At 70.3% G+C, this 24,551-nt stretch carries 21 protein-coding genes; 7 read left to right on the forward strand and 14 right to left on the reverse strand.

The annotated features are described in order from the left end of the window. Positions 1-576: 576 nt before the first annotated feature. On the forward strand, positions 577-2,025 hold the full coding sequence (locus BM144_RS23670; protein ID WP_175526109.1) for a ShET2/EspL2 family type III secretion system effector toxin: 1,449 nt from the start codon (positions 577-579) through the stop codon (positions 2,023-2,025). Between the two features lie 16 nt (positions 2,026-2,041). On the opposite strand, the gene BM144_RS22185 is transcribed toward BM144_RS23670, so the two are convergent. Further along, a complete protein-coding gene (locus tag BM144_RS22185) occupies positions 2,042-3,358 on the reverse strand; it encodes an AI-2E family transporter (protein WP_092957882.1) in 1,317 nt (438 codons plus the stop codon). Positions 3,359-3,533: 175 nt separating this feature from the next. On the opposite strand from BM144_RS22185, the gene BM144_RS22190 reads away from it, so the two are divergent. Together BM144_RS22190 and BM144_RS22195 are read left to right on the forward strand one after the other, a co-directional pair. Then, the gene (locus BM144_RS22190; RefSeq protein WP_092957885.1) at positions 3,534-4,289 is read left to right on the forward strand and encodes a hypothetical protein; all 756 of its coding nucleotides are present in this window, start codon (positions 3,534-3,536) and stop codon (positions 4,287-4,289) included. Continuing rightward, positions 4,286-4,912: a FlgO family outer membrane protein gene (locus tag BM144_RS22195; RefSeq protein ID WP_245783770.1), complete on the forward strand. Its 627-nt coding sequence runs from the start codon at positions 4,286-4,288 to the stop codon at positions 4,910-4,912. The genes BM144_RS22190 and BM144_RS22195 overlap by 4 nt, the downstream gene beginning before the upstream one ends. Positions 4,913-5,057: 145 nt before the next feature. On the opposite strand, the gene flhC is transcribed toward BM144_RS22195, so the two are convergent. The 13 genes from flhC to BM144_RS22260 form a co-directional block, all read right to left on the reverse strand. Further along, positions 5,058-5,609, reverse strand: coding sequence for a flagellar transcriptional regulator FlhC (gene flhC, locus BM144_RS22200; protein WP_092957844.1), 552 nt, complete (start codon positions 5,607-5,609; stop codon positions 5,058-5,060). A 61-nt stretch (positions 5,610-5,670) separates the two neighbouring features. Beyond that, a complete protein-coding gene (flhD, locus tag BM144_RS22205; protein WP_013595547.1) occupies positions 5,671-6,000 on the reverse strand; it encodes a flagellar transcriptional regulator FlhD in 330 nt (109 codons plus the stop codon). 362 nt (positions 6,001-6,362) lie between these two features. After that, entirely contained in the window at positions 6,363-7,769 is a 1,407-nt protein-coding gene (locus BM144_RS22210) for an LLM class flavin-dependent oxidoreductase (protein WP_092957847.1), read from the reverse strand. Beyond that, a complete protein-coding gene (locus BM144_RS22215) occupies positions 7,769-9,043 on the reverse strand; it encodes an SfnB family sulfur acquisition oxidoreductase (RefSeq protein WP_092957850.1) in 1,275 nt (424 codons plus the stop codon). Before BM144_RS22215 ends, BM144_RS22210 begins: the two co-directional genes overlap by 1 nt. Positions 9,044-9,098: 55 nt before the next feature. After that, positions 9,099-10,349: an SfnB family sulfur acquisition oxidoreductase gene (locus tag BM144_RS22220; RefSeq protein WP_092957852.1), complete on the reverse strand. Its 1,251-nt coding sequence runs from the start codon at positions 10,347-10,349 to the stop codon at positions 9,099-9,101. A 45-nt stretch (positions 10,350-10,394) separates the two neighbouring features. Next, a complete protein-coding gene (locus tag BM144_RS22225; protein WP_217644365.1) occupies positions 10,395-11,063 on the reverse strand; it encodes a methionine ABC transporter permease in 669 nt (222 codons plus the stop codon). Further along, on the reverse strand, positions 11,060-12,283 hold the full coding sequence (locus BM144_RS22230) for a methionine ABC transporter ATP-binding protein (RefSeq protein WP_092957855.1): 1,224 nt from the start codon (positions 12,281-12,283) through the stop codon (positions 11,060-11,062). The genes BM144_RS22225 and BM144_RS22230 overlap by 4 nt, the downstream gene beginning before the upstream one ends. A gap of 17 nt (positions 12,284-12,300) precedes the next feature. Next, positions 12,301-13,158 (reverse strand): MetQ/NlpA family ABC transporter substrate-binding protein, encoded by an 858-nt coding sequence (locus BM144_RS22235; protein WP_245783771.1) that lies wholly within the window; start codon positions 13,156-13,158, stop codon positions 12,301-12,303. After that, positions 13,155-13,988, reverse strand: a complete 834-nt coding sequence (locus BM144_RS22240; protein WP_092957894.1) for a MetQ/NlpA family ABC transporter substrate-binding protein — start codon at positions 13,986-13,988, stop codon at positions 13,155-13,157. Before BM144_RS22240 ends, BM144_RS22235 begins: the two co-directional genes overlap by 4 nt. 206 nt (positions 13,989-14,194) lie before the next feature. Further along, positions 14,195-15,094 carry a sulfurtransferase gene (locus BM144_RS22245; RefSeq protein WP_092957858.1) on the reverse strand — a complete coding sequence of 300 codons (900 nt, stop codon included), beginning with the start codon at positions 15,092-15,094 and terminating at the stop codon, positions 14,195-14,197. Positions 15,095-15,230: 136 nt separating this feature from the next. Further along, complete coding sequence (locus BM144_RS22250) at positions 15,231-16,142, reverse strand: DMT family transporter (RefSeq protein ID WP_092957861.1); 912 nt, start codon at positions 16,140-16,142, stop codon at positions 15,231-15,233. Positions 16,143-16,320: 178 nt separating this feature from the next. Continuing rightward, positions 16,321-17,610: an APC family permease gene (locus BM144_RS22255; RefSeq protein WP_175526110.1), complete on the reverse strand. Its 1,290-nt coding sequence runs from the start codon at positions 17,608-17,610 to the stop codon at positions 16,321-16,323. 412 nt (positions 17,611-18,022) lie between these two features. Further along, positions 18,023-19,162, reverse strand: coding sequence for an aromatic ring-hydroxylating oxygenase subunit alpha (locus BM144_RS22260; protein ID WP_092957867.1), 1,140 nt, complete (start codon positions 19,160-19,162; stop codon positions 18,023-18,025). A gap of 273 nt (positions 19,163-19,435) precedes the next feature. On the opposite strand from BM144_RS22260, the gene xseB reads away from it, so the two are divergent. The 4 genes from xseB (at position 19,436) to BM144_RS22280 (ending at position 24,008) form a co-directional block, all read left to right on the forward strand. Next, the gene (gene xseB / locus BM144_RS22265) at positions 19,436-19,684 is read left to right on the forward strand and encodes an exodeoxyribonuclease VII small subunit (RefSeq protein WP_092957870.1); all 249 of its coding nucleotides are present in this window, start codon (positions 19,436-19,438) and stop codon (positions 19,682-19,684) included. Then, positions 19,684-20,604, forward strand: a complete 921-nt coding sequence (locus tag BM144_RS22270) for a polyprenyl synthetase family protein (protein WP_092957873.1) — start codon at positions 19,684-19,686, stop codon at positions 20,602-20,604. The genes xseB and BM144_RS22270 overlap by 1 nt, the downstream gene beginning before the upstream one ends. Positions 20,605-20,771: 167 nt before the next feature. Beyond that, positions 20,772-22,640 (forward strand): 1-deoxy-D-xylulose-5-phosphate synthase, encoded by a 1,869-nt coding sequence (gene dxs, locus BM144_RS22275; RefSeq protein WP_092957876.1) that lies wholly within the window; start codon positions 20,772-20,774, stop codon positions 22,638-22,640. 288 nt (positions 22,641-22,928) lie between these two features. Further along, positions 22,929-24,008, forward strand: coding sequence for a TRAP transporter substrate-binding protein (locus BM144_RS22280; RefSeq protein ID WP_092957879.1), 1,080 nt, complete (start codon positions 22,929-22,931; stop codon positions 24,006-24,008). The last annotated feature ends 543 nt before the right edge of the window (positions 24,009-24,551 follow it).

Consider the following 24,551-nt stretch of genomic DNA (forward strand, 5'->3'; position numbering starts at 1 on the left):
CAGCAGGGTCGCCTTTCTTTTGGGTACTTTTCTTTGGCGAAGCAAAGAAAAGTGCCTCGGCCGCCGGGCCGAGACCCGGCCCCGGGAAACAAACAAAAAACAAAACTCCGCCACAGCGCAGAGCCGCTGAGCCGCAGAGCCGCAGAGCCCAGACCGCGAAATCAATCGATCGGCCTCAGATCCGAGAAGCCGCGCCGCTGCCGCTGCAAGACAACGCCCCCGGCGCTCGGCGGCAGGCACGGCCCACCGCGTCTGCGCGCTTCGCACACCGCCACGACCGTTCGCCCGCATACCTGCCCTGCAGGGACGGCGGACGGCACGATCGGATCCGTAGGCTTTGCGCAGGAAGGCACCGGAGGCAGTCCCATGACAGAACTCAAAATCCACCGTCCCGTCCATTCGGCTTCGGCACGCCCGCAGCCTTCGCCGGACACCGGCGGCCCGGGCGCTGGCACGGCAGCCGGGTCGGCCCCGTCCGCGAGGGGGCCGGCAGGCCTGGCGCAGCGGGTTTCCGGCCGGGTGCCGGCGAACGGCGGCCGTGCGCCCCGTGCACCGATGCCCGGGGCCCATCGCCCGATGCCCAAGCCGGTGCCTTACCACTCGCAGAAACCGGACCGTTCATTGGACTGCCTCAATCTCTTGGTGCCTTACCCGAGCGGTTGGGGGTGGCCCGGCATGGTGATCGAATGCCGCCATCTCGCGCTGACCTGGGTCATGCAGGCGGCCGGGGCCGGCAAGCCGGACTATGCCGATTTCAGCTCGGTGCCAGCGATCGCCAGGAGCGTGCAGCCGCAGGCCAATGCGCTCTACGAAATCCTGATGACCCACGCGCCCGAAGTGCACATGGCGGCGCTGGAGGATATCGGCCGATTCGCGGCCGGGCAATTGAAGGCGATGGCGTCCGCCGGCGCGCCCGCGGCCAAGCAATTCCTCTTCTGCTCGGGCGGCCATGCCATGGCGCTGGAGCTCAAGGTCAAGCAGGGGGCGGAGGGGCCGCGCTTTGTCGCCAATTTCTACGACCCCAACATCACGGCGAACCACAAGCGGGTGGCCAGCCACGACCTCGCCCATGTGGAGGCCCTGCGGGTGGAGGACCTGGTCGAAGATGCGTTGGCCAAGCATTACTTCGGCAACGAGTCCGCCGTGCTGATGGTCGCGTTGCCGCCCGGCGACCTGGAGGCGCTGCCTCCGGCCCCGCACGGCGGCACCCAAAGGCGGTTGGCCGGACCGACACCGCCCGTGGATGCGGGGGTGATCCACCAGCTCCTGACCACCAACATGGCGGGCACGCTGCGCGACATCGCGCCCCGGATCGCCCAACTGGCCCGGCGCGACCCCGAGGCGGCCGAGCGCGTGCTGGAGGGGCGCTCCTGCATGGGGCTCTCGGGGATCAGCAAGGCCCTGGAAAGGAGCTCGGCCGCGGCGGTGGGCGCGTACATCGATCTGGTCGCCTCGAGCCCATTGCCTCTCGCGGCAACGGTGCGCCTGCTGACGCCGCGGCTTGCCGACGGCCAACTGGGCCTGGCGCTGGCGCTTAGATCCGCCGAGCCCGAAACGGTGCAGGCCTACCTCGACGGGCTGGACAGGCATCCCCAACTGAATGACCACCACCGGGCGGGGCTGCTGGGTGTCCGTGGGGCGGAAGGCCGCACGGCGCTGGGCCAGGGAATGCGCACGGGCCGGGCGGACAACATCCAGGTGCTGGTGGACCGGATCGCGCAACTGGACGTGCCCTCCCGCACGCGGTGCGTCCTGCTGTGTACCCCGCATGACGGCGGTGGCCCGTGCCTGGCCCAGGCCCTGCGGGACAACGCGGCGGACCGGGTGGCCGCCTATGTCGAGGCGGTGCTGGCCTCCCCCATGCATGCGCGAGAGAAGGCCTACGTGCTGGGGGCCGGGCTGCCGGCCGGTGAACTGCTGGCGCAAGCGCGGTCACACGACGCCCGGCAGGCCCTCCACGCCTACCGCAGTGCCATCGAGCAATCCACCCTGCCGGCTCGGGAGAAATCGCTGTTGCTGGGGTAGCGCGGCGTCCGCTCGCTCAATCCCCCAGGAGTTCTCCCACGGGCCGCAGGTCTTCCACGCGGTCGCACACGGCCTTGACCACCATCATCACGGGGATGCCGAGCAGCACGCCCCACAGGCCCCAGAGCCAGCCCCAGGCGAGCACGCTCACGAACACCGCCACGGGGCTCATGCGGCTCGTGCGGCTGGTGAGCCAGGGCGTGAGCAGGTTGCCCACCAGGGTGTGGATCAGCAGCGATGCGCCGCCGATGGCCAGCGCCATGTCCACGGTGCCGAACTGCAGGAAGGCCACGAGCGCCGAAGCGCCCGTGACGACGATGGAGCCGATGTAGGGCGCGAGGTTGAGCACGCCCGCCACCACGCCCCAGACGATGGCGTTCTCCAGGCCGAGCAGGGCGTAGGCGATGCCGGTGCCGACCCCCACCAGCACGCTGGTGCCGGCCTGCACCAGCATGTAGCGCTGGATCTGGGCGGTGATGTCGTCCAGCACTTCCATGGTGATCTTGCGGCGCTCCAGGCTCTGGCCCGCGATGCGCACGAGCTTGCGGCGGAACAGGTTGCCCGAGGCGAGCGAGAAGAAGGTGAGGAACACGACCACGGTGAGCTGGCCCGCGGCCGAGACGAGGCCCACGGTGCCGGTCCACACGTAGTCGCGGATGTTGAACGGGGGCCGCTCGATCACCACGCGCTGCACGCCGCGCCGTGTCTGCGGGGGGATGCTCTCGGTGGCGGCCTGCTCGATCTGGCTGGCGGCCTTCTGCATGGTGTCGAGGGGGCTGGGGCCGAGGGCGTTGAGGCGCATGGCGTCGCGCACCTTGCGCGCGGCCACGGGCAGGGAATCGACCAGTTCGGCCGCGCCGTCGGAGAGCGACCAGGCCGCGCCCCCGAGCCCGCCGACGATGCCCATCAGCAGCACGCCGGCACCGAGCCAGCGCGGGATGTACCAGCGCCGCAGTGCGGTCACGAGCGGTTGCAGGGCCATGGTGAGCAGCACGCTCAGCATGAGGGGAATGAATACCGCGCTCGCCCAGTGCAGCAGCGCCAGGGCGGCGAAGAGGGCGAGCAGGGCGAGCGAGACGTTGCGCACGTCCACCGGCATGTGGAGGATCACGCGCGGGATGTCGGCGGCTTCCATGGGCGGGGGCGGCGGATCGGCCGGCGCGGGGGCCGGGGCGGGCGGCTCGCGCACCGGCGGCTCGGCCGGGGGCGGCGGGTCGCCGGCCGGCACGGGCTCGGGCGGCGGATCGCCGGCAGGGGGAGGTGGGGCCTCCGCCGCCGGCGGTGCGGCGGAGGCGGGAGGGAGCGGAACCAGGAGGGGGGCGGAAGTCTGCATGCGCGGATTGTGGCGCGGCGCGTGCCCCTTTCCGCGTAGGCGGGGACCCGGCGCGCGCATCGGTGCGGCGCTGCCGCCGCACAAGTAGATGGAGAAACCGCCGCTGTTCGGGCCATGCCGCCGGCGCCCGGCCGCTAGCATGCAGGCCATGCAATCCGAGGAAAGGCACGCGCGCATGACCACCGATGCGGGACCCCCGCCGTCCCCTGCTGTCCACCGGCCCCGGCCGGCCCTGGCGGCCGCGCTGCTGTGCGCTGCCGCCCTCGCGGGCTGCGCCGCGCCGCCGGACCTGCCCCAGCCCCGGGCGCACGCCCCTTCGGAGCAGAAGACCGCGCGCGCCGTCCACCACTGGGACGTGCTCGCCGCCGACGTGGCGGCCCGCACGGCCGCCAAGCTGCGGGAATGGCCCGCGGGATCGCACCCCATCCACGTCGTGCCGGCCGCCGGGGCGGGCGAGGACGGCGGCTTCGGCACCGGCTTCCGCACGCTGCTGGCCACCCACCTCGTGGAACGCGGCCTGACCCTGGCCACCCAGCCCACGGGCGTGCGGCTGTCCGTGGGCGTGCAGGTGGTGCAGCACGTGGCGCCGCCGGGCGACGGGGCGCGCCCCGTGCTGCTGGGCGAGGGCGTGAGGGTGGCCCGCGATGCGTCGATGGAAAACGGCGACTATGCGTGGGCACCCGCCGCCGCGGCCACCAGCCCCGCCGAGGCCGGCCGCCCCGTGCCGGGCCGGCAGGCGCTGGCACGCGGGCCCGCCCGTACCGAGATCCTGGTCACGACCTCGCTGGAAAGCGAAGACCGCTACCTGGCCCGCACGAGCGACGTGTATTTCATCGACCAGGCCGATGCCGCGCTCTACCTGCCCGCGCCGGCCGCGCCCGTGGGCCCGCCGCCCGTGGCGGTGAAGACCTGGCAGGTGGTATCCCCATGAGCGGCCCGATCCCGATGGCCGAAACCGCTTCGCCCCGCCGCACCTGGCTGCGCGCCGGCCTGGCGGGCGCGGCGGCCGTGCTGCTGCCCGGCTGCGCGCGCTACTACTACGGGCAGGCCGCCGCGCCGGCCGGCGGCGGTGGCGGCGCGCTGGCCGCGCTGGGCCTGGGCAGTTCGCCCGCGCAGGCCCTGCTGGAAGCCAACTACGCGGCCACCGACGCGCTGCTGCAGCAGGCGCCGCAGCTCGACCCGCGCCAGCCCGTGCTGGTGGGCACGCTGGTGCACATCGACCGGCTGGAGGAATCGTCGCGCCTGGGCCGGCTGTGCTCCGAGCAGATCGCCGGGCGGCTGGTGCAGCGCGGCGTGCGCGTGACCGAACTCAAGATGCGCCAGAGCCTGGCGATGGTGCCGGGCCAGGGCGAGCTGCTGCTGACGCGCGAGGTGCGCGAGGCGAGCCGCGCGCAGTCGGCGCAGGCCGTGGTCGTGGGCACCTATGCCGCCACGGCGCAGTCGGTGTTCGTGGGCCTGAAGCTCGTGGCGCCCGAAGGCAACGCCGTCATCGCCGCGCACGACTACGTGCTGCCGGTGGACGACAACGTGCGCATCCTGTTGTCGATGCGCTGAGCGCCAAGGGGCGGCTCGCGGCGTGCCGGGGAAAAAAAAGACCCGGCACGGGGCCGGGCAAGGGGGATGTTTTTTGCTATTGAATATATAGCAAAGAATTCAATGTTTGCGGCGGCATGGAGGCAATCCGATGCCGAGTCCAGGATCAGTGCAGCATCAGGGCGCCGGCCGACTTGCTCTTGCCGGCGCGGGCGGGCGGGTTGCACAGGCCGCAGGTGTAGTTGCGGGCGTTCTCGTATAGCTCGGTCACGAAGCGGCCGCCGCAGGTGGAGCATTCGGTGCGGGTGAGCATGCCGGCGTCCACGAACTTGATGAGGCGCCAGGCGCGCGTGAAGGACAGCAGCGGCTCGATCTCGGCGGTGGCCACCTGTTCGCTGTAGAGGCGGTAGGCCTTGGTCAGCAGTTCCACCGAATCCAGGCTCACGCCCTTGGAGAGGTATTCGTAGATGTTCAGGAACAGCGAGCTGTGGATGTTTTCCTGCCACGTCAGGAACCAGTCGGTCGAAAAGGGCAATTGGCCCTTGGACGGCGACTTGCCCGCGATTTCCTTGTAGAGCCGGATCAGGCGCTCGTACGAGAGGGTCGTCTCCGATTCCAGCACCTGCATGCGCGCGCCCATCTGGATCAGCATGGCGGCGCGTTCGATCTGCTTGGACTCGTTGAGGACGCTCTTGGCGGGGGCGGCGGCTGCGGTCATGGCGGTCTTTCGGGGCAGGTGGACGGGAAGAAGGCGGGAAGCGGGAGCGGCGGGCGGCCGCTCAGAGCACTTCGGAGACGCGGCTGGCCATCAGGATGTTGGCGTGCAGCGTGTTGGTGGCTTCGTTGCCGACCTTCTTGGGGGTGTTGTGGTTGGTGAGCAGGCTCCAGACGAGGTTGTCGTCCACGCGGAAGCTGCACAGCAGGGTGTTGCGGGAGGCCAGCTTGAGCACCTGCGCGGCCGAGAGGGACGCGAGGATGTCGGCGGCGTCTTCGTTGATGCCCAGACGGAACACGGCTTCGGCCTTGTCCTGACGGATCAGGGTCTGGGCCAGCATCAGGTAGGTGAGGTTGGCTTCGCGGATTTCGGCGAGAAGTTGTTCCGAGGTCATGGTGCAATCCTTTTCCATTACCAGATCCCGAGGCCCCTGGCGTTCTGCCGGTGTGTCGTGATCCGTTGAAATGGATTGTGAATTCGGTCCAATCGGAAATTAAGTCGGGGTTTGGATGTGCGTCGTGTCTCGCCGGCACGCCGCATTTGTAGGAATTTGCCTTACAAGCGCGCCAGAGGCGGGCGGCTCTCCTCCCCAGCGGAGCGTGCTGCGCGGGCGGCGCGCACGCAACGCGGCTGTGGACGGCGGGGCGATGTCTGCTGGAGTGGAATCTTTTGCGCCGGACGGGCTGAACCGGGTTCTCGGGGCCCGGATGGCGCCACCCGGCCGCGCGAAGGCGGGCCGGGCGGCCTCCGAGGCCGTCAGGCGGCCCGGACCGAGGCCGCCTGTCCGGCGGCGCGCTGGAAGCCGGCCCCGGGGTGGGGCAGGGCCAGCCGGTCGCCGCGGCCGGCCAGCTTGTGGCGCAGCGTGCCGTCGGCGTAGGCGGTCTTGTGCAGGCCGCGCTCCTGCAGTTCGGGCACGACGAGGTCGATGAAGTCGGTGTAGCTCTCCGGCACCACCGTGCGCGCGAGGTTGAAGCCGTCCACGTCCGCCTCGTCCACCCACGACTGCATCTCGTCGGCGATCTTCTGCGGCGTGCCGACCACGGTCGCGTAGCGCCCTCCCAGGGCCAGTTCCTCGACGAGGTCGCCCAGCGTGTAGTGCGGGCGGCCGTTGGTCAGGCGCCGCAGGCTGTTCTCCATGCCGTTGCTCTTGTGCTGCCCGACCAGCGGGGTGTCCCGCCGGTAGGTGGAGAAGTCGATCCCCGAGCCGGCCGACAGGTGCGCGAGGGCCGCCTCGGGGCTGGCATGGCGGCAGTAGTCCTGGTATTTCTCCTCGGCCTCGCGGCGCGTGGCGCCGGCCACGGCGGTGAGGCCGACCAGCACCTGCACGTCGTGCGGCTGGCGGCCGGCGCGCACCACCTCCTCCCGCAGCGCCCGCACCAGGGCCCGCGTCTCGGCCTTGTCCTGGGTGGACATGAACACGCACTCCGCGTGGCGCGCGGCGAAGCGCAGCCCCCGACCGGAGCTGCCGGCCTGGAAGAGCACGGGCGTGCGCTGCGGCGAGGGCTCGGCAAGGTGGTAGCCCTCCACCCGGTAGTGGCGGCCGTGGTGGCGCACCGGGTGCACGCGCGCCGGGTCGGCATAGATGCGCCGCGCCCGGTCGCGCAGCACGGCGCCGTCCTCCCAGCTGCCTTCCCAGAGCTGGTAGAGCACTTCCATGAACTCGTCGGCCCGGTCGTAGCGCTCGTCGTGCGCGAGTTGCTGCGGGGCGCCCATGGCCCGCGCGGCCGAGTCGAGGTAGCCGGTGACGATGTTCCACCCCACGCGCCCGCGTGTGAGGTGGTCCAGCGTGGAGAAGCGCCGTGCCAGCAGGTAGGGCTGCTCGTAGCTCAGGTTGACGGTGACGCCGAAGCCCAGGTGCCGCGTCACGGCGGCCATGGCGGGCACGACCAGCAGCGGATCGTTGATCGGCAACTGCACCGATTCGCGCAGGGTCACGTCGGCCGACTGCTGGTAGGTGTCGTACACGCCCACGATGTCGGCGATGAAGAGGCCGTCGAACAGGCCGCGCTCCAGCTCGCGCGAGAGGTCGGTCCAGTACTCCAGCGTGTGGTATTGGCTCGACCGGTCGCGCGGGTGCGTCCAGAGGCCGTGGTTGATGTGCCCCACCGAGTTCATGTTGAACGCGTTGAGGACGATGGGCCGGGTGCGGGGCGGGCGGCCCATCACAGCGCTCCGTGCCGCGGCGGGCGGATGCCGTTCAGCACGTAGTTGCCCACGGCGTGGTACTTCCAGCGCACGGGGTCGTGCAGGGTGTGCGTGCGCACGTTGCGCCAGTACCGGTCGAACCCGTGCTCGGCCGTGGTGGCCGACGTGCCGCCCAGCTCCAGCAGCTTGTTGGCCGCCAGCAGGCCGGCGCGGTGCGCGAGGGCGCGCGCCTCGGCCACCGCCACCGAGGCGGCGGCCACGGAGTCTTCACCGGGCGCCTGCTGCGCGGCATCGACGAAGCGGCCCGCGCGCCGCAGCAGCGCGCGGGCCGCGTGCAGGCGCACGTCCACGTCGCCCACGGCATGCAGCGTGAGCGGATCGTCGGCGGCACGCTCGACCTGCGCGTCGATCCAGGGGCGCGCGCGGGTGCGCAGGAAGGGCAGCGTGGCCTGCAGCGCGCCTTCGCCGATCCCCAGGTCGATGGCCGCGTGCATGATCTGCGCGAACGGGCCGATGGGGGTGGGCCGGTCGAAGCTGGCCTGGAACGGCACGATCCACTCGGGCTCCACGCGCACGCCCTCCAGCCGCACCGATCCGCTGCCGGTCACGCGCTGGCCCATGCCGTCCCAGTCGTCCTCCACCGTCACGCCCGGCGCGCCGCGCGGCACGAAGACGATGACGCTCGCCTCGCTGCCGTCGTCCCGCTGCTGCATGGCCTGCGTGGGAATCCAGTGCGCGAAGAGCGCGCCGGTGCAGTAGAACTTGTGCCCCTGCAGCACCCAGCCGCCACCCGCGCGTTCGAGGCGGGTGCGGCGCCGGTAGTCGCGGTGCCCGGTCTCGGAGAGCGCGTTGCCGAAGCGTTCGCCCTCCAGCACGCGGCCGTAGAAGAAGCGCTGCTGCGCGGCGCTGCCGCCCACGCGCAGCACTTCGAGCGCATAGAAATGGTTCTGCGGGATGTGGCCCAGCGAACCGTCGGCCGCGGAGACGGTGGCGATGGCCTGGGCCAGCGTCCAGGCGTCCGCGCCCGGCCCGCCATGGGCCTGCGGCACGGTGATGCCCCAGAGGCCGCTGGCGCTGTAGTCCTCGATCTCGGCCCAGGGCAGCCGGCGCTCGCGGTCGCGCACCAGGGCCTGCGGGGCCCAGGCATCCGCCAGCGCGCGGGCGGCGGCGAGCGTGGCCGCGGGCGTGGCCAGCACGGGCGGGCGCCGTGCCGGCTGAGGCGGCGGGGGCGTCGGCAGGGCCGCGTGGGCCTGGTGGAGGGAGTGCTGTTCTTGCGGACTGTTGGCGGTCATGGGGTGGCGGGGGCGTCGGTGCGGGGTGCAGGTGTGCGTCAAGCCGGTGGGCGCGCTAATTCCACTGGTGGCGGCGCGGAGCCTCGCCGTTCAGGACGAAGCGGCCGATCAGGTGGTATTTCCAGCGCACGGGGTCGTGCAGCGTGTGCACGCGGGCGTTGCGCCAGTGGCGGTCCAGGTTGTGCGCGGCGCGCACCGAGGAGGTGCCGGCCAGCTCCAGCAGGTGTTCGCCGGCGCGCAGCGCGGCTTCGGTGGTCAGCACCTTGGCGCGCGCCACCGCCACCGAGGCCTCGGCACTGTCCGCATCCGTGATCTGGCGCTGCGCGAGCGCATCCAGCAGGTCCGCGGCTTCGGCCAGCACCTCGCGCGCGGCGTGTACGTCGATGGCCAGCGCGCCCACCTCGTGCAGGATGTGCGGGTCGTCGTGGGCATGCTCCAGGCCCGAATCGATCCAGGGGCGGGTCTTGTCGCGCACATAGGCCAGGGCATCGTCCAGCGCGCCTTCGGCGATCCCCAGGTCGATGGAGGCCTGCAGCAGTTGCGAGAACGGGCCGGCCAGCGTCGGCCGGTCCTGTCCCGCGTGCAGCGCGACCACGTCGTCGTCGCCGACGGGGACGTTCTCCAGCACCACGCTGCCGCTGGCGGTGGTGCGCTGGCCGAAGGCGTCCCAGTCGTCGATCACGCGCACGCCGGGCGCCGTGCGGCGCACCCAGACCTGCACGGGCCGGTCCAGCGCGTCCACGGCGCGGAACGGCATCCAGTGGGCGAACATCGCGCCGGTGGAGTAGTGGCGCGTTCCGCTGGCGCGCAGCACGCCCTGCGCATCGCGCTCGACGCGCGCGGTGGCCTGGTTCACCAGCGCGGCGCGCGCCTTGCGCTCCGGCCCGGCGTTGCCCAGGCGGTGGCCTGCCAGCACGTCGGCGAAGAACCGCCGGCGCTGCGATTCGCTGCCGAACTCCACCAGGTGCCGGACCAGCGCGTAGTGGTTCTGCGGGATCTGCCCGAGCGAGGCGTCGGCCGCGCACAGGATGGCGAACACCTCCATGAGCGTGCGGAACGACGCGCCCAGCCCGCCATAGGCGCGCGGCACGCTGATGGCGCCCAGGCCGCTGGCCGTGTGGCGCTCGATCTCGTCCCACGGCAGGCGGCGCTCGCGGTCGCGCACGGCCGCCTCCTGCCGGAAATCCCGGGCCAGGGCGCGCGCCACGTCCAGTGCCTCGGCCTCGCTGGCGATGCGGTGGGGCGGGCGCGGCGGCAGCGGGAGCCGGCCGCCGGCGGAAAGGTCGTCGAGGGGATGGGATGCCATGCGGTGCGGGTCCGGCGGGGGAGGGATCGGGGCCAGGGCGGGGTATCAGCGGGAGCGCAGCCTGCGCACGAAGGCGTCGCCGGTGGACTGCACCACCGTGACCAGCGCGATCAGCACCGCGATGACGATCACCATCACCTGCGTGTCGAAGCGCTGGTAGCCGTAGCGGATCGCGAGGTCGCCCAGGCCGCCCGCGCCCACGGCGCCGGCCATGGCCGAGGCGCCGATCAGCGCCACCAGCGTGATCGTGAAGCCGCCCACGATGCCGGGCAGCGCCTCGGGCAGGTAGACGTGCCGCACGATGTGCCACTTGCGGCAGCCCATGGCCTGCGCGGCCTCGATGAGGCCCTTATCCACCTCGCGCAGGCTGACCTCGGCGATGCGCGCGAAGAACGGCGTGGCGCTGATGGACAGCGGCACGATGGCCGCCCACACGCCGATGGTGGTGCCCGCCACGATGCGCGTGAACGGGATCAGCGCCACCAGCAGCACGATGAAGGGCGTGGCCCGGAAGCCGTTGACCACGCTGCCGGCCACGCGGTGCACGCGCGGCGACGCGAGGAAGCCGCCCGGCGCGGTCACGATCAGCAGCACGGCGAGCGGAATGCCCGCCAGGAAGGCGGCCGTGCCGGAGACGCCCACCATCAGCAGGGTATCGGCCAGCGCCTGGCCGTAGCGCTCGGGGGGAATGGACAGGGACAGGCTCAGGCTCATACGGTTGCGTGGTCTGGAAGGTCGGGAGGCACTGCCGCCTCGGCGGCGGCATGGCCGATCACCTCGATGGAGTGCGCGATGGCGCCGGGGCCGTGCGTCAGCGCGGCGAAGTCGGGCAGCGGGCCGCCGCTGCCCACCGCCAGCAGCAGGTGGCCCTGCGCATGGCCCTGGATGCGGTCCACGCCGCCGTGCAGCAGCCGCACGCCGGGCGGCAGGGCCTGCGCGATGCGGGCCAGGTCGGGCTCCAGGCCGCCTTCGCCGCTGTAGCCCAGTTGCAGGATGCGCTCGTGCGCCCCTTCGGGCGGCTGCGCGTGCAGCCGCGCGCGCAGGTCGTCGGGCAGACCCTGGCGCAGCGGGGCCAGCAGGGCGCGCGTGGCATCGTGCCGGGGCGCGCCGAACACCTGCCACACGGGGCCCAGCTCCGCGATGCGGCCCTGCTCCAGCACCAGCACCTGGTCGGCGATCTCCCGGATCACGCTCATCTCGTGGGTGATGAGGATCACCGTGATCCCGAGGCGGCGGTTGATGCCGCGCAGCAGTTGCAGGATGGAATGCGTGGTCTCGGGATCGAGCGCCGAGGTGGCCTCGTCGCACAGCAGGATCTCCGGGTGCGTGGCCAGCGCGCGGGCAATGCCCACGCGCTGCTTCTGCCCGCCCGAGAGCCGGCCCGGGTACGCGCGGTGCTTGTCCTCCAGGCCCACGAGCGCCAGCAGTTCGTGCACCCGCTGCGTGACTTCCGCCGGTCGGACGCCCGCCACGCGCAGCGGCAGCGCGATGTTGTCGAACACCGTCTTGGCCGACAGCAGGTTGAAGTGCTGGAAGATCATGCCGATGCGCCGGCGCAGGCCCACCAGCGCGTCTTCGTCGAGCGTGCCGATGTCCACGCCGTCCACCAGCACCTGCCCGCTGGTGGGGTTCTCCAGCCGGTTGATGGTGCGCAGCAGGCTCGACTTGCCGGCACCGCTGCGGCCGATGATGCCGAAGATGCTGCCGGCCGGGATGTCCAGGTCGATGCCTTCCAGGGCGGCCACCTCGCCCGCGGGCGAGGCGTACACCTTGCCGACGCCGCGCAGCGCGACGGAGCCGGCGCCTGCCGGCAGGGGGCTTTGCGCCGCAGTGCCGTGTGAAGGCTGCGGCCGGGGGGGCGCGGCGGTGCGGGCTGCCGCAGGGGCCTGCGGCAGCGAGGCCGGACTGCGGCGCAGCACGGAGGAATAGGCCATGCGGTGCACTCCCGGGGTCAGCGCTGCCAGGGCAGCGTGTAGAGGTTCTGGTTGCCGCCGAAGCGGTCGCTGATCGTCTGGCGCACCGTGGCCGACTGCTGGAACAGCGTGACGAACTTGCGCAGCGCGGGGTCCTGCGCCCGGTCGGTGCGGGCCACGAAGCCCATGGCGTAGAAGGTGTCGTCGATGCCCGAGTACAGCAACCCCTTGCCCGCCTGCTCCTTGCGCCCGGCGTTGACGAAGTAGCTGGGCCAGACGACGGCCAGGTCCACGTCGCGCAGCGAATGGATCAGCTGCGGCCCTTCGATCTCGAAGAACTTCAGGCCCTTCGGGTTCTCGACCACGTCGTCCAGCCGCGCGCCCGCGGCGGTGCCCTGGCGCAGCTTGACGAGCCCGGCCTTCTGCAGGAGCAGCAGCCCGCGCCCCTGGTTCACGGGGTCGTTGGGAAGGGACACCTTGGCGCCGCGCGGCAGCGCATCGATCGAGGCGTGCCGGTCCGAATAGAGGCCGATGTTCTGCAGCAGGCCCAGGCCGATGACCTGCAGCCGGTAGCCGCGCTCCTTGATGGCGTTGTCCAGGAACGCCTGGTGCTGGAAGAAATTGAGGTCGGCGTCGCCGTGGTTCACCGCTTCGTTGGGGAGCGTCCAGTCGGTGAACTCCACGAGCCGGATGTCCAGCCCGTTGCGCCGGCCCTCTTCGACGAGCGCCTGCACGGCATCGGAGGTCACGCCCGGCGTGGAGGCCACGCGCACCACGCTCTGCGCGTGGGCGCCGGCCGCAAGGCCCAGGGCCAGCCCGAGGCCTGCGACGCCGCGCAGCAGGTGCCGCCGTGCGGGGGAGGCGGGTGCCGCCATCGTCAGGGCATCCGCTTTCATGAACGGGTCCAGGCCAGCGTGTAGAGGCGCTCATCGTTCGAGAACGCGCGCCGCGTCTCGCCCTTCACGGCCTGCGAATTCTGGTAGATGCGCACGAAGCGCTGCACCAGCGGGTCGTTCACGCGGTCCTGCCGCACCACGAACTGGATCGCGAACTGCGCGTCCTCGATGCCCGAGTAGGCGAGGCCGCTGGACGGATCGAAGGCCTTGGCCGCCACGATGAAATGCGGGTAGCCCTGCGCGATGTCCACGTCGGGCGTGATGCGCACGAGCTGCGGCCCTTCGACCTCCACGAAGGTGAGCTTCTTGGGGTTCTCTGCGATGTCGTTCAGCGTGCCGAGGTAGCCTACGTCCGGCTTCAGCTTGATGAGCCCCACCTTCTGCAGGAGCAGCAGCCCGCGGCCCTGGTTCACCGGGTCGTTGGCGATGCCCACCTTGCCGCCCGTGGGCACGTCCTCGACCTTCTTGTGCTTGAGGGAGTAGAGGCCCACGTTGGCGAGGATGCCGGTGCCCGCGCTCGCGAGCTTGAAGCCCTGCTTCTTGATCGCGTTGGTCAGGAAGGGCTGGTGCTGAAAGTAATTGATGTCGATGTCGCCCGCGTTCAGCGCCACGTTGGGCGTGGTCCAGTCGGTGAACTCGATCACCTCGACCTGCAGGCCCTGCGCGCGCGCCTCCTTGGCGGCCACGTTGACGGAATCGGCGTAGGCGCCGGGCACCACGCCGATGCGCAGCTTGTCGGCCGCGAGGGCCGGGGAGAGCGCGGCCAGGCCCAGCGAAGCGGCGGTGGCTGCGGCCGCGATCAGGCGGCGGCGGGAAAGGGGGACGGTCATCGTTCGATCCTCGGGCTGCGGGTGCCGCCACGCGGTGCTGCCGGGGGGCAGGGCGGGCGGTGCTGCAGCCATTCTGGCGACGGGTTTTCCCCGTGGGATCGAAGATTTCCGGACTAGGTTATGCCGTTTTCATCGGAGAGGGGCGGTGGCCCGGGCGCGCGCCGGAGCGGCGCGCAGGGCACCGGGCGCAGGCAGGGACACGCGCCTCAGCCGCGTTCCACCGGGCGCGCCGCGTCGCTGCACCATTCGCTCCAGCTGCCGGCGAAGAGCGTGCTCCCGCCCAGCCCCGCGAGCTGCATCGCGAGCAGGTTGGGCACGGCGCTCACGCCGCTGCCGCACTGGTGCACCACGGTGGCGGGATCGCGGCCTGCGAGCAGGGCGTCGAACTCCGCGCGCAGCTGCGCGGCGGGCTTGAAGCGCCCATCGGGGCCGATGTTCTCGGTGAAGGGCCGGTTGAGCGCGCCGGGGATGTGGCCGGCCACGGGGTCGAGCGGCTCCACCTCGCCGCGGTAGCGCGCCGGGGCGCGGGCATCCACCACCGTCTGGCCGGGTTGGCCGAGGGCGGCCTGCACGTCGGCCGCGGTGGCTAGGCGCTGCAGCGGCTCGCCCACCGCGAAATTGGCCTGGAAGTGCGCGGGCTCCTCGCCGGTCGCGACCTCGCCACCGGCTTCCTCCCAGGCCTGCAGGCCGCCGTCCAGCACGGCCACGGCTTCGTGCCCGGCCCACTGCAGCATCCACCAGAGGCGGCCGCAGTAATTGGCGCCATTGCGGTCATACACCACGGCCTGCATGCCGTTCGAAAAACCGACGGACGAGAGCCAGGTGGCAAAGCGCTCGCGGTTGGGCAGCGGGTGGCGGCCGCCCGAGGCCGGGCCATCGCCTTCTGTGGCTACCAGCATGCCGCCCGCGCCGGGCGCGCCGTGCTTGGCGCTCAGCGCCTCGTCGAGGTGCGCGTACACCGCGCCGGGGATGTGCGATTCGAGGTACTGCTGCGCGCCGCGCGAAGGCTGCGACAGATCGAAGGTGCAATCGAAGACCATCACGGGAGCGCCGCTCGCGCGCAATGCCTTCAGTTCTTGGGCGGAGATGAGGGTGGTGTAGGCCATGGTGCGGTCAGGGAAATGAAAGCCAAAGGGACGGACGCGCGGCAAGCCGTTCCAGGGCGTTGCCGGCGGGGCCATTGTGCAGCGCACGGGCGGGCCCGCGGCGTCGGCGCATGCCGCAGGACGCAAGCGCGGTCTCTCAATGCTCCTCGGCCGGGGCTCCGGGCGCGGCGCGGGCGCGCAGCACCGTCGCCACGATGCCGCTGCCCACGATCAGCGCCATGCCCGCCCAGCCGATGGCGGGGATGTCGTCGCCGAAGAGCTGCACGCTGTAGAGCGCCGCGAACACGATGCCCGAGTACTGCAGGTTGGCGACCACGAGCGTGCCGCGCGGCGTGCGGGCCCGTGCATAGGCACGGGTCATGCAGAGCTGGCCGCCGGCCGCGAGGATGCCGATGGGCAGCAGCCACAGCGCGGGCCAGCCCGGCCAGGGCGACGTGCCCGTGAGCAGCATCGCCCCGCCGCCGGCCACGGCCGAGCCCACCGCGAAATAGAACACCGTGCGCGTCTCCGGCTCGCCGATGCGCGACAGCGCCATCACCTGCATGTACGCGAATGCGGCGGACAGGCCCGAGAGCAGGCCGATGAGCCCGGCGAACATCTGGTTGGCGTCCAGGCTGGGGCGCAGCATCATCACCACGCCCGCGAAGCCCGCGAGCACGGCCATGACCAGCGGGGCCTGCAGCGGCGGCCGTACCGCTCCCGCGGCGGGCCGCCACGCCAGCAGCGCGCCGCCCACGATGAACGCGGCGATCCAGACGCTGCTCATGTAGTTGAGCGTCATGGCGGTGGCGAGCGGCAGGTGGGCGATGGCGTAGAACCACGCGCCCAGTGACGCCACGCCGATCAGGCTGCGCCATGCATGCATGCCGGGGTAGCGGGTGCCCAATCCCACGCCCTGGCGCCGTGCCAGCGCCCAGAGGATCGCCATGCCGATGAGGCCCCGGTAGCACACCAGTTCGGCGGCATTGAAATGGGCCGAAGCGAGCTTCACGCACACTCCCATGGTCGCGAACAGAAAAGCGGCCAGGACCATCCAGAGAGCTTGCATGGGGGCGTAGGGCGAAAGCGGAAGAAGGGAATCGGTGGTTGCGGTGCCGGAGCGCGGCACCCTGCGGGTCCTGGCGTGCCGGTAGGGATACCGGCATGGAGCGGGTGGGCGCCTCGTCCGATGTTAGGCCAAGGGCGGGCCATTGCCCGGAAACACCGCAAAGAAATTCCTGACGGCCCTAGCGCAGCCTCGGCATGACAGCGGCCGCAGGTGGACGGCGCGCCAGGTGGTTTTCGCGCCATGCCAGCCCGATGAACAGCACGGCGGCGATGCCGAGTGAAATCAGCACCATCTTGCCCAGCAGGGGCACCAGTGCGGCGCTCGCGAGGATGGCGATCCAGGCGCAGGCGCGCATGCGGGCCGAGCGGAAGACCTTGAGCGCCGTGCCGAACGCGAATAGGTAGATCACGATGAAATTCGCATTGGCGAACTGGATCAGGCCCTCTTCGGGGATGTGGAAGAACGTGAGGCACAGCGTGAACACGCCATAGATGACGGCCAGCACGGCGAGCGCGTTGCGCGGGGCGCCCTGCGGTGCGCTCCAGCGGCCCAGTGCGCTCGGCAGCAGGCCCTTGCGGGCCAGCGAGAAGATCTGCCGCGAAGCACCCATCACCCACGAATTGACCGCCAGGAGCAGCAGAACGATCGCCACCGCGCTGCCCACTGCGGCTGCCGGCTCGCCCACCGCGATGCGCAGGATGGGCGTGAGGACTGTGGGCGCCGTGGCGCGTTCGGCCGCCGGCACGACGGACACGTAGGTCAGCGCGATCAACCCGTAGAGGCCGCTCACGATCAGCACGGCCCAGGGAATGACGCGGCGGAAGGTGCGCTCGGGGTCGCGGACCTCGCCGGCGATGGAGGAGACGTTCTCCCACCCCAGGAAGGCGAAGAAGCACACCACCATGGCGCTGCCGATGGAAGCGAAGCCCTGCGGCATGAAGGGCGTCATGGTGTCGGCGCTGCCCTGGGGCAGGGCGATGGCGATGATCGCGATGAGCCCGGCCACGAGAATGAACACCGCGGCGGATTGGATTTTTCCGCCGATTTTCATGCCCATGGCATTGAATCCCAACGCGGCCAGCAGGAATACATAACCCACCAGGGGAATCCATTGCCGGTCGAAATGCAGCAGCGAATGGAGATAATGCGCCGCGGCCAATCCCATGATGGGATCGCTCACCACGATCGAGAGGGTGAGCAGCAGCGAAAGGGTTTTTCCGAGGCGCGGGTGGAGCGATTTTTCGATGAAGGCGGGAACGCCGCCGCTCTCGGGCGCCAGCATGGCCATTTTGGCGAAGCAGACCGCCACGGGGGCCGTGACGAGCGCCAGCAGGGCCCAGGCCACCACCGAGGCGGGGCCTGCGATCTGGGCTGCGATGCCCGGGATGATCAGCACCCCGGCGCCGGCCACGGAAGAGATATAGAAGGCCAGCAGTTCGCGGCTGCCGATATGGCGTTGCAGTTGCACGAGGATTTCCCTTGAATGGTGGGTGGTGTCTCCTGGTGCACGCGGGCGAAATCGATAATCGCCGCGCAATATTCTTTTATTGCTGCCGGCGATTCTAGGGTGGGGTCATGGGTATTTCCCCGGAGTTTCCCATGCGTATGTTTATCGATGGGATGGCGTCATTTTTGGTTATGCGCCAATATGTGTCGGCCATGCATCGGCGTCATATATGCCGGGATCGAATATCGGCCGCTATAGGGCGCATTCATTCTCCGCATGGCCCGCGGTGCGCGGGGAAGCGTTCTTTGCGTACGCAGTTTTGCGGTCAAGGGAGATGCGGCGGGCATGAGAAAGCCGGCCGGGGAGGGACTCCCGGGCCGGCTCGGCAGGATGATGGGGCAGGGCGGCGCGGCCCTGCGTCGAAACCCTTGTTTCAGCGCTGCGGTACGGCGTCTCCCATGGCGTCGCGGTACCACTCGTGGAAGTGCTGCATACCGTCCTCCATGGGGCTCTGGTAGGGGCCGACCTCGTTGTCGCCGCGTTCCAGCAGCGCCTTGCGGCCGGCATCCATGCGCTCGCCGATCTCGTCGTCCTCGATGCAGGTTTCCATGTAGGCCGCCTGCTGCGCTTCGACGAATTCGCGCTCGAAGGCCGCGATTTCCTCGGGGTAGTAGAACTCCACCATGTTGAGCGTCTTCGTCGGGCTGACCGGGTGCAGCGTGGAGACCGTGAGCACGTGCGGATACCACTCCACCATGATGTGGGGGTAGTAGGTGAGCCAGATCGCGCCGCGCTCGGGCATGCGGCCTTCGCGGTAGTTCAGCAGCACCTCGTGCCACTTGCGGTAGACATCCGAGCCCGGCTTGGCGAAGGTGGAGGCCACCCCCACAGTCTGCACGGAGTAGTGCTTCTGGAACTCCCAGCGCAGGTCGTCGCAGGTGACGAAGTTGCCCAGGCCCGGATGGAACGGGCCCACGTGGTAGTCCTCCAGATAGACCTCGATGAAGGTCTTCCAGTTGTAGTTGCACTCGTGCAGCTCGACCTTGTCGCGCACGTAGCCCTCGAACGACAACTCGGCCACCGGGCCCATGCCGGCCAGGTCGGCGGCGATGTCGCGGCCGTTGTCCTCGAAGAGGAGGCCGTTCCACTCGCGCAGCGCGTAGTTGTTCAGGTCAAGGCACGGGTCGTGCGAGAAGTGCGGCGCGCCCAGCAGTTCGCCCTGGGGCGAATAGGTCCAGCGGTGCAGGGGGCACACGATGTTGCCCGCCGCATGGCCCTTGCCGCTGCCGCGCAGGTTGCCGCTGCCCTGGAGCATCACGGCCTGCCGGTGGCGGCACACGTTGGAGACCAGTTCGACCCCGCCCTGCGCGTTGCGCACCAGGGCGCGGCCCTGTCCTTCCTGCGGCAGCGCGTAGTAATCGCCCGGCTCGGGCACGCTCAGCTGGTGCCCCACGTAGCGGGGCCCGCGCTGAAAGATGGTGTCCAGCTCGCGCCGGAACAGCGCATCATCGAAATAGCTTGAAACTGGTAGTTGGCTTGCGGCCTGCTGCAGTTGAAGACTTAAATCAGACATGGGTGACCTGACCTAAAGACTCCCCACAGGGAGGGTGCGCGTGCGCACGGGGGACGTGGAAAAAACGAAACCGGCCGAGCAAATTACCCACAGCCGGTTCGACGAAAGAAATGGGATTGTAGCCAATGGGGTTATTTCCGCGCCCCGCATGCGTGTATTGCGCGAGAAGGCGCAGCCGCGTGCGGGACAGGGGGCGCGGGTGGGCGCGGCAGGGGCATCGGGGGCTGCGCCTAAAATGGCCCGTTTTACCTGCGCTGTCCGGCGCCGCCCTCCATGCCCAAGGCTTCTCCCACCGCTCCCGCCCCCCAGCCCGCCGAACCCGCCAGCTACGAAGCCGCGCTGGAAGAGCTGGAGCAGCTGGTGGGCCGCATCGAGTCGGGCCAGTTGCCGCTGGAGCAGATGCTGGCCGGCTACCAGCGCGGCGCGGAGCTGCTGGTGTTCTGCCGCGGCCGGCTGGAGGCCGTGCAGGACCAGATCAAGGTGCTGGAGAACGGCACGCTGCAACCGTGGACGCAAGACTGATGGGCACCGCTTCGTTTTCCCTGCTCGCCGAAGAGGCGGGCTTCGACCTCTCTGCGTGGAGCGCCCAGGCACTGCAGCGCGTGGAGGATGCCCTCGGCGCCTGGGTGCCCGCCGATGCGCCCGGCGGCCTGGGCGATGCCATGCGCTACGCCGTGCTGGGCGCCGGCAAGCGCCTGCGGCCGCTGCTGGTGCTGGCCGCCTCCGAGGCGGTGGGCGGGCACGTGGAGGCCGCGCTGCGCGCCGCCTGCTCGGTCGAACTGATCCACGCCTATTCCCTCGTGCACGACGACATGCCCTGTATGGACAACGACGTGCTGCGCCGCGGCAAGCCCACGGTGCACGTGCAGTACGGGCAGGCGCAGGCGCTGCTGGCGGGCGACGCGCTGCAGGCCCTGGCGTTCGAGCTGCTCACGCCCGAAGCCGTGGTGCCGGACGCCGTGCAGGCGCAGCTCTGCCGCCTGCTTGCGCGTGCCGCGGGCGCCGACGGCATGGCCGGCGGCCAGGCGATCGACCTCGCGAGCGTGGGGCTGGCGCTCACCGAGGACGAGCTGCGCCGCATGCACCGGCTCAAGACCGGGGCGCTGCTGCAGGCCAGCGTGCTCATGGGCGCGGCCTGCGGGCCCGTGGCGCCGGCCGCTTGGGAGGCGCTGTCGCGCTACGGCGCGGCGCTGGGCCTGGCCTTCCAGGTGGTGGACGACGTGCTCGACGTGGTGGCCGATTCCGCCACGCTCGGCAAGACCGCCGGCAAGGATGCCGCCAGCGACAAACCCACCTACGTCTCGTTGCTGGGCCTGGACCGAGCGCGCGCCTACGCCGCCGCGCTGCGCGACGAGGCGCACGCCGCCTTGTGCGGCAGCGGCCTGCCGCGCACGCGTGCGCTGGCGGACTTGGCCGACATGGTCATCGACCGCTCGCGCTGACACTGGCGGGCGTGGCGGCGCATGCAAACCCCCATGCGCCACGCCGTCGCCCTGTCCGCTCCGCCGGCGGATGCGCCGGACTTCCCGCCGCCCGGGTGCCGGAATCCGGTGGATCCGGCCCCATGCCGTCGCCCGATGGACCTCGGCAGCTATCAAAATCAGAGCATATGCCCACGACATCCTTTCCCCTCCTGCAGACCGTGAACGAACCGGCCGACCTGCGCCGCATGTCGCGCGCCCAGTTGAAAGACCTGGCCGTGGAGCTGCGCGCCTTCGTGCTGGACAGCGTCTCCAAGACGGGCGGGCACCTGAGTTCCAACCTCGGCACGGTGGAACTCACCGTGGCGCTGCATGCGGTGTTCGATACGCCGCGCGACCGCCTCGTGTGGGACGTGGGCCACCAGACCTACCCGCACAAGATCCTCACGGGCCGGCGCGAGCGCATGCCCACGCTGCGCCAACTGGGCGGGCTCTCGGGCTTCCCGCTGCGCACCGAGAGCGAGTACGACACCTTCGGCACCGCGCACTCCAGCACCAGCATCTCGGCGGCGCTCGGCATGGCGCTGGCCGCGCGCCAGCGCGGCGAGGACCGGCATGCGGTGGCCATCATCGGCGACGGCGCCATGACGGCCGGCATGGCCTTCGAGGCACTCAACAACGCGGGCGTGGCCGATGCCAACCTGCTCGTGGTCCTGAACGACAACGACATGAGCATCAGCCCGCCCGTGGGCGCGCTCAACCGCTACCTCGCGCAGCTCATGAGCGGCCATTTCTACGCGGCCGCCAAGAACGTCGGCAAGACGGTGCTCAAGCCCGTGCCGCCGCTGCTGGAGCTGGCCAAGCGCTTCGAGCAGCAGGCCAAGGGCATGGTGGTGCCGGCCACGCTGTTCGAGAAGTTCGGCTTCAACTACATCGGCCCCATCGACGGGCACGACCTCGACTCGCTCATCCCCACGCTGGAAAACATCAAGGGCCTGAAGGGGCCGCAGTTCCTGCACGTGGTCACGAAGAAGGGGCAGGGCTATAAGCTCGCCGAGGCCGACCCCGTGGCCTACCACGGCCCGGGCAAGTTCGACCCCAGCGTGGGCATCACGCCGCCCTCCACGCCCCCGAAGCAGACCTTCACCCACGTCTTCGGCCAGTGGCTCTGCGACATGGCCGCGCAGGACGACCGCCTCGTCGGCATCACGCCCGCGATGCGCGAGGGCTCGGGCATGGTGGAGTTCGAAAAGCGCTTCCCCGGCCGCTACTACGACGTGGGCATCGCCGAGCAGCACGCCGTCACCTTCGCGGCCGGCATGGCCTGCGAGGGCGTGAAGCCGGTGGTGGCGATCTATTCCACCTTCCTGCAGCGCGCCTACGACCAGCTCATCCACGACGTGGCGCTGCAGAACCTGCCGGTGGTGTTCGCGCTCGACCGTGCGGGCCTCGTCGGCGCGGACGGCGCCACGCATGCGGGCGCCTACGACATCCCGTTCGTGCGCTGCATCCCCAACATGAGCATCGCCTGCCCCGCGGACGAGCGCGAGTGCCGGCAACTGCTGTCCACCGCGTTCGAGCAGAACCACCCCGTCGCCGTGCGCTACCCGCGCGGCAGCGGCGCGGGCGTGGCCCCGCTGCCCGGCCTGGAGGGCCTGCCCTTCGGCAAGGGCGAAGTGCGCCGCACGGGCCGGCGCATCGCGATCCTGGCGTTCGGCACGCTGCTCTACCCGGCCCTGCAGGCCGGCGAGGCGCTGAACGCCACGGTGGCCAACATGCGCTGGGCCAAGCCGCTCGACACGGCCCTGCTGCTGGAGATCGCGGCCACGCACGATGCCATCGTGACGGTGGAAGAGGGCGCCGTGATGGGCGGCGCGGGCAGCGCCGTGGGCGAGGCGCTCAACGCGGCCGGCGTGTCCCGGCCGCTGCTGCAGCTCGGCCTGCCGGATACCTTCATCGAACACGGCGATCCCGCGAAGCTGCTCGCGCTGCAGGGCCTGGATGCGGAAGGCCTCGTGCGGTCCATCACCGCGCGCTTCGGACCGGTGGGCGAATAGGCCGGAGCGGCACGTGCGGGCGCTCGCGCTCGCGCCAGCGCCTGCACGGCGGTGTTGGCCGTTCTGCCGGCCCTGGCCGGGGCGCCGAAGCTTGCAGAAGCCTGAACCCCGCGCCCACCCGCCTTTCCTTTCGCGGGAAAACCCCCAACGGCCCCCGGAGGGCCGTTCCTACAATCGTTTCCGGCTGAAACAGTCCGTGCGGGCCGCTCGGCTCCGTGATCCGGGGCCCTCCCAGCCGCCCGCACACGAGCGCTCTCGAGCGAAGCAATCATTACCGGAGATAAGTCCATGGATCGTCGTTCCATCCTCAAGCACGCGGGCATCGCCGGCGTGCTCGCGGCCGGCGCAGCCCCCGCTGTGCACGCCCAGGCCAGCATCCGCTGGCGCCTTGCATCCAGCTTCCCCAAGTCGCTGGACACCATCTACGGCACGGCGGAAGTGTTCTCCAAGAAGGTCAGCGAAGCCACGGGCGGCAAGTTCCAGATCTCGGTGCATGCGGGCGGCGAGCTGATGCCCGCCTTCGGCGTGGTGGACGGCGTGCAGAACGCCTCGGTCGAGATGGCCCACACGGCGCCCTACTACTTCTACGGCAAGGACCCGACGTTCTGCCTGGGCTGCGCCGTGCCCTTCGGCCTGAACGCGCGGCAGATGAACGCATGGATGTACGAAGGCAACGGCCTGAAGCTCATGCGCGACTTCTACGCCAAGTACAACATCATCAACCTGCCGGGCGGCAACACGGGCGCGCAAATGGGCGGCTGGTTCCGCAAGGAGATCAAGTCCGTCGCCGACCTGAAGGGCCTGAAGTTCCGCACCAACCCCTTCGCGGGCAAGGTGCTCGAGCCCTTCGGCGTGATCCCGCAATCCATCCCCGGCGCCGACCTGTACCCCGCGCTGGAGAAGGGCACCATCGACGCGCTGGAATGGGTCGGCCCGTACGACGACCAGAAGCTGGGCTTCAACAAGGTCGCGCCGTTCTACTACTACCCCGGCTGGTGGGAAGGCGGCCCGCAGCTCGACTTCTACATCAACACCAAGGCCTGGGAAGGCCTGCCAGCCGAGTACAAGGCCGTGGTGGAGGCCTCGGCCTCGCACGCCAACATCTCCATGCTGGCGAAGTACGACGCGCGCAACCCGGTGGCGATCAAGCAGCTGGTGGGTTCGGGCACGAAGCTGCGTCCGTTCACGCAGGACGTGATGAACGCGGCGTTCAAGTCGGCGCAGCAGATCTATGCGGATCTGAACAACACCAATCCGGAGTGGAAGAAGGTGTATTCGGACTATTCCAAGTTCCTGGCGGACCAGAACGCGTGGTTCCGGTTCACGGAAGGGACGTTCGATCGGTTCATGCAGGCGCAGAAGCTCTGATCTTCACTTCACAAGAAGAAGCAACGTGTTCTTTCAAGGGCGGCCTCGGTCGCCCTTTTTCTTTTTGGGTCCTGGGAGCTTCATGCCGGCGGGTTTATTGGATAGTTTGCTATTGTTTTTGTAGTTGATTGGTGGTTGCGTTGGGCTTTGCGGCTCTGCGGCTCTGCGCTGTGGCGGAGTTTTGTTTTTGGTTTGTTTCCCGGGGCCGGGTCTCGGCCCGGCGGCCGAGGCACTTTTCTTTGCTTCGCCAAAGAAAAGTACCCAAAAGAAAGGCGACCCTGCTGGCTGCGTCCCCCTTCGCCCGAGGGGCGAAGGGGGCAACCTGCGGTGCTCGGTCACGGGGCGCGGCTGCGAAACTCGCTACGCGCTGGCGCGCTGCGCTCGGACATCGCAGCCAGTCAGTTCACGAAGCGTGCGTGTCCTTCGGCACGCCCGCGCGCCCCGCGCCCTGTGCTCCTCGGCGCATCCAGAAGGGTGGGGAGTACCCGGGCCATCGCTGCGCTCGGCCTGGGATGCGCGAGTGCTACGCACCGCGCACCCAAT

It is taken from the genome of Paracidovorax konjaci (genome assembly GCF_900112675.1).
Classification (GTDB): Bacteria; Pseudomonadota; Gammaproteobacteria; order Burkholderiales; family Burkholderiaceae_C; genus Paracidovorax; species Paracidovorax konjaci.

Bases quoted from the DNA above. Each gene is read 5' to 3' on its own strand.
- BM144_RS23670 (WP_175526109.1), top strand. From the start codon at position 577: ATGCCCAAGCCGGTGCCTTACCACTCGCAGAAACCGGACCGTTCATTG.
- BM144_RS22185 (WP_092957882.1), bottom strand. From the start codon at position 3,358: ATGCAGACTTCCGCCCCCCTCCTGGTTCCGCTCCCTCCCGCCTCCGCC.
- BM144_RS22190 (WP_092957885.1), top strand. From the start codon at position 3,534: ATGACCACCGATGCGGGACCCCCGCCGTCCCCTGCTGTCCACCGGCCC.
- BM144_RS22195 (WP_245783770.1), top strand. From the start codon at position 4,286: ATGAGCGGCCCGATCCCGATGGCCGAAACCGCTTCGCCCCGCCGCACC.
- flhC (WP_092957844.1), bottom strand. From the start codon at position 5,609: ATGACCGCAGCCGCCGCCCCCGCCAAGAGCGTCCTCAACGAGTCCAAG.
- flhD (WP_013595547.1), bottom strand. From the start codon at position 6,000: ATGACCTCGGAACAACTTCTCGCCGAAATCCGCGAAGCCAACCTCACC.
- BM144_RS22210 (WP_092957847.1), bottom strand. From the start codon at position 7,769: ATGGGCCGCCCGCCCCGCACCCGGCCCATCGTCCTCAACGCGTTCAAC.
- BM144_RS22215 (WP_092957850.1), bottom strand. From the start codon at position 9,043: ATGACCGCCAACAGTCCGCAAGAACAGCACTCCCTCCACCAGGCCCAC.
- BM144_RS22220 (WP_092957852.1), bottom strand. From the start codon at position 10,349: ATGGCATCCCATCCCCTCGACGACCTTTCCGCCGGCGGCCGGCTCCCG.
- BM144_RS22225 (WP_217644365.1), bottom strand. From the start codon at position 11,063: ATGAGCCTGAGCCTGTCCCTGTCCATTCCCCCCGAGCGCTACGGCCAG.
- BM144_RS22230 (WP_092957855.1), bottom strand. From the start codon at position 12,283: ATGGCCTATTCCTCCGTGCTGCGCCGCAGTCCGGCCTCGCTGCCGCAG.
- BM144_RS22235 (WP_245783771.1), bottom strand. From the start codon at position 13,158: ATGAAAGCGGATGCCCTGACGATGGCGGCACCCGCCTCCCCCGCACGG.
- BM144_RS22240 (WP_092957894.1), bottom strand. From the start codon at position 13,988: ATGACCGTCCCCCTTTCCCGCCGCCGCCTGATCGCGGCCGCAGCCACC.
- BM144_RS22245 (WP_092957858.1), bottom strand. From the start codon at position 15,094: ATGGCCTACACCACCCTCATCTCCGCCCAAGAACTGAAGGCATTGCGC.
- BM144_RS22250 (WP_092957861.1), bottom strand. From the start codon at position 16,142: ATGCAAGCTCTCTGGATGGTCCTGGCCGCTTTTCTGTTCGCGACCATG.
- BM144_RS22260 (WP_092957867.1), bottom strand. From the start codon at position 19,162: ATGTCTGATTTAAGTCTTCAACTGCAGCAGGCCGCAAGCCAACTACCA.
- xseB (WP_092957870.1), top strand. From the start codon at position 19,436: ATGCCCAAGGCTTCTCCCACCGCTCCCGCCCCCCAGCCCGCCGAACCC.
- BM144_RS22270 (WP_092957873.1), top strand. From the start codon at position 19,684: ATGGGCACCGCTTCGTTTTCCCTGCTCGCCGAAGAGGCGGGCTTCGAC.
- dxs (WP_092957876.1), top strand. From the start codon at position 20,772: ATGCCCACGACATCCTTTCCCCTCCTGCAGACCGTGAACGAACCGGCC.
- BM144_RS22280 (WP_092957879.1), top strand. From the start codon at position 22,929: ATGGATCGTCGTTCCATCCTCAAGCACGCGGGCATCGCCGGCGTGCTC.